Raw genomic sequence first — 15588 nt, 5'->3', positions numbered from 1 at the left:
TATTGGTTATTAAATTAATACGTGAATTTTGGAAAAATCAAATTCGATACATCAAAAGTTAGAAGCTTTTATAAAGAAGTATTATACAAATGAATTGATCCGTGGCACTATATTTTTTATTGGGCTGGGATTAATCTATTTTCTTTTTACACTCTTTATTGAGTATTTCCTTTGGTTAAGACCACAAGGAAGAACCTTTTTATTTTGGTTTTTTATTACCGTAGAAGTCTTTTTACTGCTTCGTTTTATCTTGTTTCCAATCTTCAAAATATTAAAATTTCAAAAAGGAATCGATTATACTCAGGCTTCTTTGATTATTGGAAGTCATTTTTCGGAAGTAAATGATACATTAACTAATTATTTACAGCTTTCAAAGGAGAATGTTTCTGCTTATAATTCCGAATTATTATTAGCTTCCATCGAGCAAAAGGCTAATTCTTTACGGCCAATACCATTTGGAAAAGCTATTGATTTTGGTACTAATAAAAAGTATCTGCCTTTGGCTGTTTTACCAATTCTTTTTTTATTGTTCTTTTTTCTATCAGGTAACAGCCGTATTATTTCTCAAAGTTTAGATAGGGTAGTGCACTTCAATTCTGCATTTGCTCCGCCAGCACCTTTTAAATTCAAAGTTTTAAATTCAAATTTAATTACAGAACAAGGCAAAGATTTTGTTTTAAAGATCAAATCTGATGGAGCGGTTGTTCCAGAAAATGTTATGATTCATATAGGTGATGAAAGTTACTTTCTTGAAACGATTCGCCCAGGAGAATTTCAATTTAAAATTGCTAAACCTATTACAAATGTTCCATTTTATTTGGAAGCTAATGCAGTTGTTTCTCGTGATTATGAATTGAAAGTTATTGCAGTTCCCACCATTTCTAATTTTGAAATGAGGTTTGTATATCCAGCTTATTTAAATAAAAAAAGCTCTGTTGTAAAAGGAACAGGTAACGGAATTATTCCAGAAGGAACTCAGGTTACTTGGGTAATGAATACAAATGCGACCCAAAATGTGATGTGGAAAAATGATTTACAAGCTTTTCTCTTTGCTAAGAGCGATAATGCTTTTAATTTGACTAAAAATATAGTTCAAAATACAGAATACCAAATAGTTACATCAAATAATAATGTAAAAAACTTCGAAAAATTGACTTATCAGCTGAATGTGGTTAAAGATCAGTTTCCAACGATCAATATTGCTAAAGCACCAGATAGTTTAAGTGTTGAAAGTTCTTATTTTGTTGGGCAGATTGCCGATGATTATGGTTTTTCCAGATTGCAGGTTGTTTATTATGAATCAGGAAAACCGCTAAGTGCCAAGCGTGGAACAATTGCTATTAAGCACGATACTTTTGATCAGATTGTTTTCAACTTCCCAAGTAATCTTGATGTGGAAAAAGGAGTAAATTATGAGTTTTATTTCGAAGTTTTTGATAATGATGCTATTCATCATTTTAAAAGTTCACGGTCTTCTGTCTATTCTAATCGAATTTTGTCTGATGAGGAAAAGCAAAATAATGCGCTCCAGGAGCAAAACAGTGCAATTAACAGTTTGCAAAAAACATTATCTAAACAGGATAAGCAGTTTGCGGCAATAGACAAATTGCAAAAAACTGGCAAAGAAAAGAACAGTTTAGATTTTAAAGACCGTCAAAAAATCAATGATTTTATTAACGAGCAGCAAAAGCAAAACGAAAGCATGAAAGATTTCGCTAATAAGATGAAAGAGAATCTTGATAAATCTAATCCCGATCAGAAAAGTGAAACTAAAGAATTACTCCAAAAAAGACTTGAAAACACAAACAAAGAATTAGATAAGAATAAAAAATTATTGGACGAACTTAACGAATTAAACAATAAAATTAAAGATGAAGATTTTGTTGAAAAATTAGAAAAGTTTAAACAGAACAGTAAGAGCCAGAATAAAAATTTAGCTCAGTTAGTTGAATTGACGAAGCGTTATTATGTAGATAAGAAGGCTGAACAATTGGCGGATAAGCTTGATAAATTATCGCAGAAAGAAGATAAATTATCTGAGAATGAAAAAGAAAATTCTGCTGCTGAACAAAAGAAATTGAATGAAGAATTTGAGAAAATTCAAGAAGAATTAAAGCAATTAGATAAAGACAATGAAGATTTAAAGTCACCCATGGATATCCCATCTGACTTAAATAAGGAAGATAGTATAAAGGATGATCTAAAAAAAGCGACTTCGGATTTGCAGAATAATAATAAATCCAAAGCGAAATCGAATCAAAAAAGCGCATCAAAGAAGATGAAGGAAATGTCCAAAGCTATGGAGAAGGCTATGGAAGAATCAGACAAGGATCAGATAGAAGAAGATGTAAAGATGTTACGTCAAATATTAGATAATTTATTGGCTTATTCTTTTTCTCAAGAAGATGTAATGAACCAATTCAAGGCAACTAGGCTGGGTTCGCCATCTTTCAGTAAGTATGTTAGAAATCAGCAGAATTTAAAAACACAATTCAAGCATATTGACGACAGCCTTTTTGCATTGTCTTTGCGTCAGCCCAAAATAGCTGAATCTGTTACCAAAGAGGTTGCGGATGTACAATACAACATTGACAAATCTCTTGATAGTTTTACTGAATCTCAGGTTTCAAGAGGAGTTTCCCAACAGCAATATGCTGTTTCATCTGCTAATAAGTTAGCTGATTTATTAAGTGATTCTCTTAACAGTATGCAGATGCAAATGTCTGGAAGCAGTGGAGGAAAACCTAAGCCAGGCAAAGGTTCAGGTATGCAGTTACCTGATATCATTAAAAAGCAGGGTGAGTTACAGGATAAAATGAAGCAGGGCATGAAGTCTGGCAACAAACCTGGTGAAGGAAATAAGCCAGGTGATAGTAACAATAAAGGGTCGCAATCTGGTAAAGGACAGGGTCAAGACGGAGAGTCTGATGGAGATGGTGAAGGAGATGCAAAAGCAACTATGGATATTTACAAAGAGCAAAAACAGTTGCGTGAAGCTCTTCAGGAAGAACTGAATAAAAAGGGTGTTGGGAACAATGGAAACAATGCCTTAGAACAAATGAAGCAGTTAGAAAAACAGTTATTGAATAAAGGTTTTAGTAACGAAACGCTTCAAAGAATAAACAATATTAAACAAGAACTTTTAAAATTAGACACTGCTATTCGCCTGCAGGGAGAGGATCCGAAACGCCAGTCTGAAACTAATAAAACTAATTTTAGTAATCAAGCAAGTCCGTTACCAAAGGAGCTTTTAGATTATTTGAACAGTATCGAAATATTAAACAGACAATCGTTACCTTTGCGCTCGAATTTTAATCAAAAGGTTCAAGTATATTTTAACAACAAATGATCAATTTTAATTACGAATCCGAATTTATATTAGAGAAAGAGGAAGCAATCGCTGCTTGGTTAAGTGCTGTAATAGTTTCGGAGAACAAATCAGAAGGAGAAATCAGTTATATCTTTTGTGATGATGAATACCTTCACAAGATTAATTTAGAGTATCTTAATCATGACACGCTTACGGATATTATCAGTTTTGATTACACGATGGGTAATGAGATAAGTGGCGATATTTTTGTTTCGACCGAAAGAGTTTTAGATAACGCTAAAGATTACAATACTTTTTTCGAAGATGAATTAAAGCGCGTTTTAGTTCACGGTATATTGCATTATTGTGGATACAAAGATAAATCAGAGAAAGATGAAGCTTTAATGAGAAGTAAAGAAGACGAAAAATTAGCTATGTTTCACGTGGAACAATAGTTCTGTTTTTATTAAAAACATATAAAAAATCAACTTGTTCCACGTGGAACGTTATTTGAATTTTCTACTTCGAAATGAATATGTTTCACGTGGAACAGTTTTTTTGAATAGGTTTTAATTCTGTGGTTTATCGTTAGGTTTTTGTAATATTGGAAAATTATTTTTCATGCTATGAATGCAAACAGAAGAAAAGGTTTATGTGTAGTAGTCTCGTTGATCTGCTGTGTGGTTTGTGTTATGAATTATAGATTTGAATTTACGCAAGAAGATGTTTGAAAGCGTTACGTAAAGTTTTGATACAAATATACGATGCAGAATAAGTTGAAGTTTTAAAAAATTAAGTTGGTTTTGTATATGTGTAAAAAACAATATTAATTAGGCTTTGAAAAGTTTTAAGGGAGATTTTAAGAAACATACGAGTATTTTTTCTTTAATTAAAACTATGTTGTTCTTGGTGATATTTTAAGCAAGTGGTTGTGATTTTAGAAGTATTAGAAATATTACTTGTAAAATGTAAATGAATCTTTTTAGAACTACTGAGGGAAGATATTAATAGTGATCAAAATTTTATTCTTGAATAAAAGATGGTCAGGAATTGAAAGCTCTTGGTAAAAGAATTCTCTATACTGAAAGTGCTGGGTGGTTTAGTTAGTTAAGATTTTATGTTTCACGTGAAACATTTTAGATTGTTTAGATTGTTTAGATTGTTTAGATTGTTTAGATTGTTTAGATTGTTTCACGTGGAACGAAATTTTGAAGTTTCATAATTCCTTTTTAAAAAGGATTAATATATAATAAAATGTTTTTAGAAGAGTATGATGTAATTGTGGTGGGAGCGGGTCACGCTGGTTCTGAAGCTGCGGCTGCGGCCGCAAATTTAGGTTCCAAAACTTTGCTGGTGACAATGAGTTTGCAAAACATTGCACAAATGTCTTGCAATCCGGCAATGGGCGGAATTGCAAAAGGACAGATAGTTAGGGAAATTGATGCACTTGGGGGTTACTCTGGAATTGTTTCGGATAGAACTGCTATTCAATTCAAGATGCTGAATAAATCAAAAGGACCTGCTATGTGGTCTCCGCGTGTTCAAAGTGACCGTATGCGTTTCGCTGAAGAATGGAGAATGATGTTGGAGGGAACTCCAAATCTTGATTTTTATCAAGAGATGGTAAAAGGTCTGATAATTGAAAACGGAAAGATAAAAGGAATCAGGACTTCTTTGGGTGTTGAGATTCGATCCAAATCTGTGGTTTTGACAAATGGCACTTTTTTGAATGGTTTGATTCATATTGGAGAAAAACAATTTGGAGGTGGGCGTGCCGGAGAAAGTGCTGCGTATGGAATAACAGAAGATTTGGTCAATGCCGGTTTTGAAGCTGGAAGAATGAAAACAGGAACGCCTCCTAGAGTGGACGGGCGATCTTTGGATTATTCTAAAATGAATGAAGAGAAAGGTGATGCGCGTCCTGATAAGTTTTCATATTCTGATTTGACGAAACCTTTGGAGTTTCAAAAATCCTGTCACATGACGTACACTTCGAATGAAGTGCATAATATTTTGAGAGAAGGTTTTGATCGTTCACCAATGTTTAATGGTAGAATAAAAAGTCTTGGACCAAGATATTGTCCGTCTATCGAAGATAAGATTAATCGTTTTGCTGATAAAGAACGTCATCAGTTATTTGTTGAACCCGAAGGATGGAATACCTGTGAGGTTTATGTAAATGGTTTTTCAACTTCTTTACCGGAGGATATTCAATTTAAAGCGCTGCGTTCAGTTGCTGGTTTTGAGAATGTGAAATTCTTTCGTCCAGGTTATGCTATTGAGTATGATTATTTCCCCCCAACACAGTTGAAGCATACGCTTGAAACTAAATTGGTAGAAGGTTTGTATTTTGCTGGACAGATAAACGGAACTACTGGTTATGAAGAAGCGGCTTCTCAAGGTTTGATGGCTGGAATTAATGCGCATCTCAAAGTTCATGAACAAGTTCCGTTAATTCTAAAAAGAGATGAAGCATATATTGGAGTTTTGATTGATGACCTAATTACGAAAGGAACGGAAGAACCTTATCGTATGTTTACGTCCCGTGCGGAGTATAGAACATTATTGCGTCAGGATAATGCCGATTTTAGATTAACGCCTTTGTCTTATGAAATTGGTTTGGCATCAGATGCGCGTTTGCGTCGCATGGAGCATAAATTAAATGAATCTGAAAAAATGGTTGCTTTTTTCAAAGAGACCAGTGTTTCGGTTGCAGAAACAAATCCTATTTTGGAATCTAAAGAAACAGCCTTAATTAATCAAGGCGATAAAATGTTTAAAATATTTTCCAGACCTCAAATAGATTTGGAAGATATTATGAAATTTGAAAAAGTTAAAGAATATGTAGCTGAAAATGATTTGGATCAGGAAATTTTAGAGCAGGCCGAAATTCAGGTTAAATATTCTGGTTATATTGAAAAGGAACGAAATAATGCTGACAAGCTTTCTCGTTTGGAAGATGTGAAAATCCCTGAAAATTTTGATTATAATAAAATCAAATCCATGTCGATTGAAGCAAAACAAAAATTAAGCAGGATTCGTCCTGTGACGATTTCACAGGCTTCAAGAATTAGCGGAGTTTCGCCAAGCGATGTTTCGGTGCTTTTGATTTATATGGGACGCTAAAGATTTTAGTTTTTTTGAGAGAGGATTAACGATTTTTGCTTTTATGACTTCGGTATTCAAATTTTAAATTTATGTAAAGTTTTACTTTAAGTCAGTTTTTAGTTATGATAAATTGAAACGATAAGGATTTTAATTTTTTTAAATTCTTTCGTCAAAATTAATTTTTTGCTAAGTTTTTTGTTCTGAATTCTAAAAATTGAATATTGTATTTTTTTTAAATGTTCCACGTGAAACCACAGCTGTAAAGCCTATATTTGTTGGATAAACGGTTTTTAAAATTATTTTAAAAATGAATGTTATTCTAACCAAGCTTTTAAATTTAGAACAAAAACGATCCTTGTTTGAACTTTGGAATTCAGAATATCCTGAGAAATTAGTTTATACTGAATTGTCCGAATTTGAGGATTATCTTGACGGACTTTCTGAATTAAAACATTTTTTGCTTGCTGATGATTTAAACAAACTGCAAGGCTGGGCTTTTAATTTTGAAAGGGAAAATGAAAACTGGTTTGGTATTATTGTTAATTCAAATGTGCATCAGAAAGGCTATGGAACTCTTTTGTTAAATGAATTAAAAAAGTGCAGTTCGGTTTTGAATGGGTGGGCAACCGATCATCAAAATGATGTAAAACAAAATAAAGAATCTTATTTGTCGCCTATGGAATTTTATTTTAAAAATGGCTTTTCTATTTGTGAAAACATAAGAATTGAAAATGATAAAATTTCTGCTGTTAAAATAAGATGGGATAGGAAATAGCATAAATGCATTTCTGTTCTGATAAAAAAAAGATTTTCATTCAGCTTTTACAATAAAGGCTGAAATTATTTATTTAAAAATACTAATGGACATTACAAGCAAAAAACATTTTCTTACTGTAAAAGATTACTCTGTTTCTCAGGAAACTTTCGATTTGTATCATGACGAAACTTTGGACATGTTAATTACGCATCCGCAGCCGAGTTTAGATATTCTTGGTAAATATTACGAAAGTGCCGATTACATTTCGCATACTGATTCCAAAAGATCACTTTTTGAAAAAGCATATCATTTTGTGAAAAACATTGCATTAAAAAATAAATTAGATTTAATCAATTCGTATCAACCTTCAAAAGGGCAGATTTTGGACATTGGTGCTGGAACTGGTGAGTTTTTAGCAGTAGCTGGAAAAGACGGATGGAAAACGGTAGGAGTGGAGCCTAGTGATAAAGCTAAAGCAATTGCCAAAAGCAAAGGAGTTTCTTTTGTAGAAAATACTTCCGAATTAGAAAGTCATTCTTTTGATGTAATTTCGATGTGGCATGTTTTAGAGCATGTTCCCAATTTGGAAGAACAAATTAAAGAATTGAAGCGATTGCTTAAACCGACTGGAATTTTGATTGTGGCGGTTCCAAATTTTAAATCTTTTGATGCCAAGCATTACGGACATTTTTGGGCGGCTTATGATGTGCCGATTCACTTTTGGCATTTTTCTAAAAAAGCAATCGAATTGCTCTTTGATAAAGAAAACATGCATCTGCAAAAAGTACTGCCAATGAAATTTGATTCATTCTATGTAAGCCTGCTTTCTGAGAAATATAAAAACGGTAAAATGAATTATTTTAAAGCCTTTTTCATTGGACTCCAGTCTAACTTGAAAGCCATGAAAAATATGGAATATTCGTCTCATATTTATATCATTGGAAACAAATAAAACCTTTTTTAAGGATTTAATTACAATAGCATTTAAAATAGCTAAATTTTATTAAAATAGTATTATTTATAATTAAAATTGATAATGTTAAATGAGTAATCATTATTTAAAACTTTTTATTAATACTATCTATTTTTTTATATTTTTGTCAACCATACATAAAAAAACTGAAATACACCAAAATGAAGAAAGTATTATTATTTATCGCAATTTCAATATCACTTATTTCTTGTGATAAAAAAGCTCCCGAAGCAAAAGAATTTAAAACAGCTTATGTGGATACCGCTGAGTTGATGAAAGAATATACAGAAACTAAAGATTTAGAGGCAAAATACAAAGGACAGGCTGCAGAAAAAGGAAGACAGTTAGAAGCTGAGATTAACAGATTCAAACAAGAAGCTGCCAGTTTTCAAAGTAGTGCACAAGCGAACGGTCAGGAATGGGCTCAAAAAAAGGGTGCAGAACTACAGCGCAGAGAGCAGCAATTAGCTCAGGCGCAACAGGGTCTTCAAATGCAGTTACAGCAGGAAAGCGGAAAAGAAATGGATTCTCTTGTAAAAGGAGTTAAAAAATTCATCAAAGATTACGGTAAAGAAAAAGGATATGATTATATCTACGGTACTGGTGATGCTGCTTCTGTTTTGTATGCTAAAGATTCTTATGACATTACAAAAGAAATCACAAAATTATTGAACGAAAAATACAAATCAGCTGAAAAAACGGAAGAAGTTAAGAAGTAATTTTTAGTTTCATAAATTTATAAAACCTTCATCTTGAATTAGATTGAAGGTTTTTTTATTTCATTATTATACTATTTTAGTGCTTTAAATTATACGCCAAATGCAATCCATCTCTGAAGCCGCCGCTTATGCTCTCCGTTTTATCAACCAAACCCACCAATCGGTTTTTCTGACTGGAAAGGCTGGGACCGGAAAAACGACACTCCTTAAGGAAATTATTGCGACTACTCACAAAAATACCGTTGTAGTGGCGCCAACAGGAATTGCGGCCCTGAACGCTGGCGGTGTTACCATACACTCAATGTTTCAGTTGCCTTTTGGCGGTTTTATTCCTGATAATTCAGATCCGCAGTTTTCTGATACTTCGAAGTTTGAAACTAAGGCGACTTTGCGGAGGCATTTCAAAATGAGCGGCCAAAAACGGGCTGTAATCAGGAACATGGAATTGCTTATCATTGACGAAGTCAGTATGTTACGTGCCGATTTGCTTGATGCAATGGATTATATGATGCAGACCGTCCGGAAGAAATCGGCGCCTTTCGGAGGGGTTCAAGTATTGTTTATCGGCGATTTGTTACAATTGCCGCCAATTATCCGCGATGAAGAGTGGCGCACACTTCGAAATTACTACAGAGGAAAATTCTTTTTTCATGCACATGTGATTCAGCAGTATCCGCCGCTGTATATTGAACTGTCCAAAATTTACCGCCAGACTGACGACCGTTTCATTTCGGTTTTGAATAATCTGCGCAACAACGAGATAACCCCCAGCGATATACAAACACTGAATGAATTTGTGAAACCCGATTTTGATCTGAAAGCCAATAAAGGCTATATCACTTTGACTACGCATAATGCCAAAGCCGATGTAATGAATGCCCAATCGCTTGAAGATCTTGAAGGGAAACAAATGACTTTTCTGCCTGTAATTACAGGAGACTTTCCGGAGAAAATATATCCCGTAGATTCCAATCTGCAGCTGAAAGAAGGAGCGCAGGTTATGTTTGTCAAAAACGATCTGTCGCTGGAGAAAAATTATTTCAACGGAAAAATGGGAATTGTAAAAACGATGACCAGTAAAGAAATCTGGGTTCATTTTCCCGATGAGGGCAAAACCATTGAAGTCGATAAGTACGAGTGGCAGAATATCCGATACACGGTAAACGAAATGACCAAGGAAATAGAGGAGGAGGTTCTTGGCTCATTTGTCCATTATCCAATCAAGCTGGCATGGGCGATAACCGTCCACAAAAGCCAGGGACTAACTTTTGACAAAGCTGCGCTTGATGTATCGCAAGTTTTTCTGCCCGGACAAGCGTATGTAGCATTATCGCGTTTACGCTCCTTAAACGGGCTTATTTTGCTTTCTCCGCTGCGGATGAACGGCATTTCAAACGATCAGGAAGTGATGGATTATGCCGAGAACAAAGCTTCGGAAGAAGCCTTAGCCAATGCTTTGAAACGGGAAACCAAAAATTTTATCCTCAACTATCTGAAAAACAGCTTCGACTGGAACGAACTGGCACAAGAATGGCGCAACCACCAGTTTAGTTACAACGAAGATGCCGAAAATTCTGCTAAATCCAAACACGCTGCTTGGGCCAAAAACCAAGCCGGAATTATTTGGCAGCTACTAGAGCCATCATCCAAGTTTTTGGTACAGCTGGACAGATTGTTCCACAGCGAACAAGTGGAGTTCAATCATATTTCGGACCGCATCAATGCCGCGTTCAATTATTTCATGGAGCCCATGGACAAACTGGTATATGAAATCCTGTGGAAAATTGAAGAAGTAAAACGGCTCAAAAAAGCCAAATCATTTTATGATGAATTGACTATACTCGACGACTTACAGACCAAGGCAGTATTGCAGCTGCTGAAAGCCAAGCTTATGGTGGCAACGCTGGTAAAAGGCGAAGCTATTTCGAAGGAGAAATTAACTTCAGCCGAAATTAAAGAATACAAAACCATTAAGCTCAATCGTGTGTTCGAAGATTTCAAGAAAGCCAATATCACGCTGATTGAGGACGAAAAAGATGCCGAACGATACGCACCTAAAAAATCCGGCACTAAAGAACCCAAAAAATCTACAGTGGAATTAACCTATGAACTGTGGCTGGAAAAGAAAACCGTTCCCGAAATTGCGCTCATCCGAAAATACAACCAGGAAACCATTTTGTCGCACCTGACCAAACTGATTCAGTCCAAAACCATTACCATCAGCGAAGTGCTTCCCGAAGATAAAGTCACAGCGCTCCGTGAGGCTTTTGAAGGCTACAAGGAAGAATCGGTTTCGCCCTTAAAAGAAAAATACGGCGACACCTTCAGCTGGGAAGAACTCCGGATGTTTAAGGCGAGTTTGAATCTTCATTAGAACTAATAAATTCAGGATTAATCACTTATTAAATGCGTTAATGCTCGTTTGGGCGTGACCCCTTTGAGAAAAGGAGGCAGCTTATTGGAGCGGTTATCCGCCTCCTTTTCTCAAAGCGGTCGGGCTATCCATGCTGCTTCGGCAGCTTATTTCTATCCCTCACGCGCAATGTCATTGAGTTAAGGATTTTATTGAACTCAGAGAGGTCAAATGTTTATAGAAAAAAATGCAGGGTGTACGTCCGACCCCAGCGGGGTTGTAGGAACTTCGATAATTGAATTATTCTATAAACATTGAAATCCGCTGGATTCCTTAACTTAATGACACTACCCTCATGCGGGCTTCAAGTTGTTACAAGAATCTTATTAGCCAGAGATTAAAAAGATTTACACAGATTTTTTTAAAGTGTAATGAAATCTGTGAGAATCTGTGTAATCAGTGGCAAAAAAATATACATGGTATTCTTTGCGGTCAGCTGTGTGCCATTTTTAGGCAGCACTCCGATATTTTAGTGCTATAAATCTTTCTATTGTAGACTAATAGAGTAGTTTTTTACTTATAAATATAACAAAATTGTTTGTTTTGAAAGAAAAAACGCTATGCAAAAAAGCAAGAATAGTTTAGCTTTGGTTTTACAATCTATTATTGTAATAACCATTAAAACAACTATTTATGTCAAATTTGCTCAACAACCGCGTAAACGCGACTGCAACGGCAGCACAGGTAACGGCAGTCAAAGCCGCTTTTCAAACTATCTTGACCAATCTTCCTTTTCTGGTGGGGTTAACCGCCGATGAGCGAAAATCATTAAACACCGTCGATGTCAGCAACAAAGCGTTTACCGAAGATGCCATTAATGCGGCAGTAAACAACACTACGCTTGTTCCGTCTTATCTTTCGGTGGCGAATATGCAAAACGATTTAACGCTTTTTGTCCAGCTGGATGAGATCTCGGGATTGGCCAACCAGCTTTGTGAGCGCATTGAAGACACCAAAATGCTGGCAGGAAGTGAGGCCTATGGCGTGGCACTGGCACTTTATAAATCTTTTGGCTCGGCAGCCGATGCTGGAGTTCTGGGCGCCGACAGCATAGTCGATCAGCTCAAAAAACGTTTTGCAACTAGTGGTGGTAATGCCGTTACATCTCCGCCAGTACTACCAGCGGTGTCGTAAAACAATTTGTTTATTAAATAACCGCAATCGCCTCTTTTATTTCAAAAGGGGCAATTTTTTTGCCGTTTTTTTTGGTATCCAAAAGCAATTCTATGTAGTTCGAACCAATAGTATTGGTAGTTTAAACCAGCTTTATTGGTTTGTCGAACCAATAGAACCATTAGTTCGAACCAACAATGTATGTAGTTTAAACCAATAAAACATATAGTTTGAACCAATAAGATATGTAGTTCGAACCAACAATGTATGTAGTTCAAACCAATAAACTATGTAGTTCGAACCAATACTATTAGTGTTTAGCACCATTTTTTTAGAAAAACAGCCTGTATTCATAACCTAAAACACACAAAAGATGATATCCACCAGCAACAAATACAAGAATGGAAAAGGGGAACATTACCCAGCGATTGGCAATTTTATCCATTATCACATCATCCAGAATAAAATTAAGAAAGCCGATGTTGCCAGAGCATTGGGCATACTCCCCACGGGATTGAACGAATATTTTAAGAAAGAGTCCTTGCAGTTTGCCATTTTATGGAAGCTGAGTATGGCAATGAATTACAATTTTATTGCGCACTTGGGCGAATACCTGCCGTTTCGTTTTGAAACCATTCGCGAAAAAGCCCTAAAAGAAGAACTGGCTGAAAAAGAGGCAATCATACAAAAAATGGAAATTCGGCTCGAAACCATGAGAGAATTAATACAAAAATAAACGAATTGGATCGAGATAAATCTTTATATTTGAAGAATAATCTGATGTTTGTCATATAAATATTAGTCGCAAGAGATTTTATCAAACAAACTGCTATAAAAAGTCGCGAATATTTAACAGTTTGAAAAGTAATATTTCTTGGAAAAATAATATTTCAAAACCCGTTATGCACAAATAGAGATGAAACAAATAAAAAAAACAGAAGAAATGAAACAAAAACTGCAAAAAATCACAAAAGCAATACTATTTTGCTTTGTTATTATCCTATCAAGCTGCGAGAAAGATTTATATCAAGAGACAATAAATCCTAATTCTACAAACTCTGATCTTATTATAAATAACGTATCCCTCAAAGATATCCCAGAAGTCGATAGCTTCATAGAAAGTAAAATTGGGAGTATTATTTCTAGAAATAATAACAGTTCAGATATAATGTCAAAAACTATCTTTAATGAAAATAGCATTGTAGAAACCATTGATAAAGTCGATAACAAAAATTACAGTATTTATTTTGCAATCGAAGATACTCCCGAAAATATTTATTACAATCTTGTAGTAAATATTTCATCCTCAGGAGAAAAATCAGTTAGTGTTGTTAAATACACCTGCAGTCCATCAGCTTTAGATAGTTTCAAAGCTCATAATTATGACTTTAGATATTTTAAGGGAATTATTTCGTTACACAAATACACCGATATTTTTTCTAAAAACAAAAAAAATATTAGTAAAGCGGCTGGAGATTGCCCTCCTGTAGAAATCACTTATACTGGAGGGGGTAGCGGAGACTTTATAGAATCAAATAATTCAGACTCAAACGTAGACAACACTTCCTATTTTAGTACTATTGGTTCTACTGGTTCGGATAATTTTTCAGTAAGTTGGACTAGTGGAGGCACTACATATACAAGCTATAGCGATGGTACGCAAACTTCAAGCAACACTGGTGGTGCTGCTAATGGCACAAATAGTGGTTCATATTATTTTTATTATTTCCATCCGACAATTAATAGCCAAGATAAAACTACCGTAGATTGTAATGGTACATCGACCAATGGTACTGTAGGGATTTCTATTAATCCATCCATTAATATGGCAGCTTCTGCTCTTTCTCCTTTTAATGTTGACCTAACCAGTGTAGAAGGAAATGACACTCCAGAAAAACAGAAATTCAATGAAGTTTATGATGCCTTAACAAAGTCACCTGAATTTAAAACACTTTTTACAGATTTGTTTGGCGGTACTCAAACAAGATTCAATGTGAAATTTGAAATTGCAGAGCATGTATATGATTCTACAAATAAAGAAGTGCATGCCACCACTAGCCAAGATCCAGTTACCAAAAATATTGTCATAAAAATTAGCAAGCAAATATTAACCGCTGATGGAACTATGAACCAAAGCAAAATAGAAAATGCTAAAACCGTTTTACACGAATGTATTCACGCATATCTTATGATAAAGCTTGCAAATCAGACTGTTGGAATGGATATTACGGGTGTAATTAATACAATGTATCCAACTGCGAATGAACAACACGATTTTATGTATGGTAAAATGATTCCTACTATGCAAAAGGTGCTTGGAGAAATTAGAGATTTGGTAACGACTCAAACAGGGAGAAACGTAGTTGATACTGAAATTACAATGCACCCTACACCTCTAACATCAACACAGTGGATTTGGTCTGAATACTACAAATATCTTAGTTTTAAAGGATTGGATGGGACAAGTTGTTTTAAACAAGATCTTCCAGTAAATTCAGATCAATGGAAGTTGTTTGCCAAATATATAGAGTATGGGCATAATGAATTACAACCTTAAAATATGTTATTATGAAGTATCTATATGTATCGATTTTAGTTTTTTTTTCGAACACAATGTTTTCACAGAGTTATGAAGACATAAAAAAACTAGACACTATTTATATACCTTTTAAAGAAGGAAAGTTTAACACTAAAATAGACTACCCTGAAGAAAAAAACGGATTTAAAAATAGAGAATACACTTATAAGAAAAATAATTCAAAGGAAACAACTTTGTCTTTTGAATTTGTCAGAAATTATGATAAAATTTTAGAACATAAAAGAGTAAACCAATCATTTTTAAAAAAAATAAAAAAAATATTATTGAAATAAATTCTGTAAAAAATTTAGATTATCAAGACATTGCATGTAATTTATTTCATAGGGGCAAAATAATTTACATTCTTGATTTTTCAGAAAGAAAAGATAAAGGCATCATGTTATATAGAGTTTGGTATATAAATTATTGCATTATTGGAGAATAATCTTGTTTTAGAAGTAGTTTTTAGAAATATTCTAAAACTGCTTTGAAATTTTTAACATAAAAACCTCTAGCCAAGATCCAGTTACCAAAAATATCCTTATAAAAATAAACTAACAAATCTGGATAGCGGATTATCAAATCCCCACCATCATAAGAGCGCGAGAACGTCAGGC

Annotated in this window: 11 protein-coding genes; all 11 read left to right on the top strand. The window is 34.5% G+C overall.

All coding sequences use genetic code 11. The features are described 5' to 3' along the window. Positions 1-28 precede the first annotated feature (28 nt). The gene (locus CLU83_RS16760) at positions 29-3349 is read left to right on the top strand and encodes a hypothetical protein (protein WP_100432663.1); all 3321 of its coding nucleotides are present in this window, start codon (positions 29-31) and stop codon (positions 3347-3349) included. Continuing rightward, on the top strand, positions 3346-3765 hold the full coding sequence (ybeY, locus tag CLU83_RS16755; RefSeq protein ID WP_100432662.1) for an rRNA maturation RNase YbeY: 420 nt from the start codon (positions 3346-3348) through the stop codon (positions 3763-3765). The genes CLU83_RS16760 and ybeY overlap by 4 nt, the downstream gene beginning before the upstream one ends. 799 nt (positions 3766-4564) lie before the next feature. Continuing rightward, the gene (mnmG, locus tag CLU83_RS16750; protein WP_100432661.1) at positions 4565-6436 is read left to right on the top strand and encodes a tRNA uridine-5-carboxymethylaminomethyl(34) synthesis enzyme MnmG; all 1872 of its coding nucleotides are present in this window, start codon (positions 4565-4567) and stop codon (positions 6434-6436) included. A gap of 289 nt (positions 6437-6725) precedes the next feature. Then, positions 6726-7193, top strand: a complete 468-nt coding sequence (locus CLU83_RS16745; RefSeq protein WP_100432660.1) for a GNAT family N-acetyltransferase — start codon at positions 6726-6728, stop codon at positions 7191-7193. Between the two features lie 85 nt (positions 7194-7278). Beyond that, positions 7279-8127, top strand: a complete 849-nt coding sequence (locus CLU83_RS16740) for a bifunctional 2-polyprenyl-6-hydroxyphenol methylase/3-demethylubiquinol 3-O-methyltransferase UbiG (protein WP_100432659.1) — start codon at positions 7279-7281, stop codon at positions 8125-8127. A gap of 182 nt (positions 8128-8309) precedes the next feature. Continuing rightward, entirely contained in the window at positions 8310-8867 is a 558-nt protein-coding gene (locus tag CLU83_RS16735; protein WP_100432658.1) for an OmpH family outer membrane protein, read from the top strand. Between the two features lie 100 nt (positions 8868-8967). Then, entirely contained in the window at positions 8968-11241 is a 2274-nt protein-coding gene (locus CLU83_RS16730) for a helix-turn-helix domain-containing protein (RefSeq protein WP_100432657.1), read from the top strand. Between the two features lie 672 nt (positions 11242-11913). Next, positions 11914-12414 (top strand): hypothetical protein, encoded by a 501-nt coding sequence (locus CLU83_RS16725; RefSeq protein WP_100432656.1) that lies wholly within the window; start codon positions 11914-11916, stop codon positions 12412-12414. A gap of 352 nt (positions 12415-12766) precedes the next feature. Then, positions 12767-13129 (top strand): transcriptional regulator, encoded by a 363-nt coding sequence (locus CLU83_RS16720; protein WP_100432655.1) that lies wholly within the window; start codon positions 12767-12769, stop codon positions 13127-13129. 180 nt (positions 13130-13309) lie between these two features. Further along, entirely contained in the window at positions 13310-14950 is a 1641-nt protein-coding gene (locus CLU83_RS16715) for a hypothetical protein (protein WP_100432654.1), read from the top strand. 11 nt (positions 14951-14961) lie between these two features. After that, positions 14962-15264, top strand: coding sequence for a hypothetical protein (locus CLU83_RS16710; RefSeq protein WP_157802130.1), 303 nt, complete (start codon positions 14962-14964; stop codon positions 15262-15264). The last annotated feature ends 324 nt before the right edge of the window (positions 15265-15588 follow it).

The sequence above is a fragment of the Flavobacterium sp. 1 genome (genome assembly GCF_002797935.1).
Classification (GTDB): domain Bacteria; phylum Bacteroidota; class Bacteroidia; order Flavobacteriales; family Flavobacteriaceae; genus Flavobacterium.
This window is presented reverse-complemented; position numbering and strand designations above follow the sequence as displayed.

Bases quoted from the DNA above. Each gene is read 5' to 3' on its own strand.
- ybeY (WP_100432662.1), top strand. From the start codon at position 3,346: ATGATCAATTTTAATTACGAATCCGAATTTATATTAGAGAAAGAGGAA.
- mnmG (WP_100432661.1), top strand. From the start codon at position 4,565: ATGTTTTTAGAAGAGTATGATGTAATTGTGGTGGGAGCGGGTCACGCT.
- CLU83_RS16730 (WP_100432657.1), top strand. From the start codon at position 8,968: ATGCAATCCATCTCTGAAGCCGCCGCTTATGCTCTCCGTTTTATCAAC.
- CLU83_RS16735 (WP_100432658.1), top strand. From the start codon at position 8,310: ATGAAGAAAGTATTATTATTTATCGCAATTTCAATATCACTTATTTCT.
- CLU83_RS16710 (WP_157802130.1), top strand. From the start codon at position 14,962: ATGAAGTATCTATATGTATCGATTTTAGTTTTTTTTTCGAACACAATG.
- CLU83_RS16715 (WP_100432654.1), top strand. From the start codon at position 13,310: ATGAAACAAATAAAAAAAACAGAAGAAATGAAACAAAAACTGCAAAAA.
- CLU83_RS16725 (WP_100432656.1), top strand. From the start codon at position 11,914: ATGTCAAATTTGCTCAACAACCGCGTAAACGCGACTGCAACGGCAGCA.
- CLU83_RS16740 (WP_100432659.1), top strand. From the start codon at position 7,279: ATGGACATTACAAGCAAAAAACATTTTCTTACTGTAAAAGATTACTCT.
- CLU83_RS16720 (WP_100432655.1), top strand. From the start codon at position 12,767: ATGATATCCACCAGCAACAAATACAAGAATGGAAAAGGGGAACATTAC.
- CLU83_RS16745 (WP_100432660.1), top strand. From the start codon at position 6,726: ATGAATGTTATTCTAACCAAGCTTTTAAATTTAGAACAAAAACGATCC.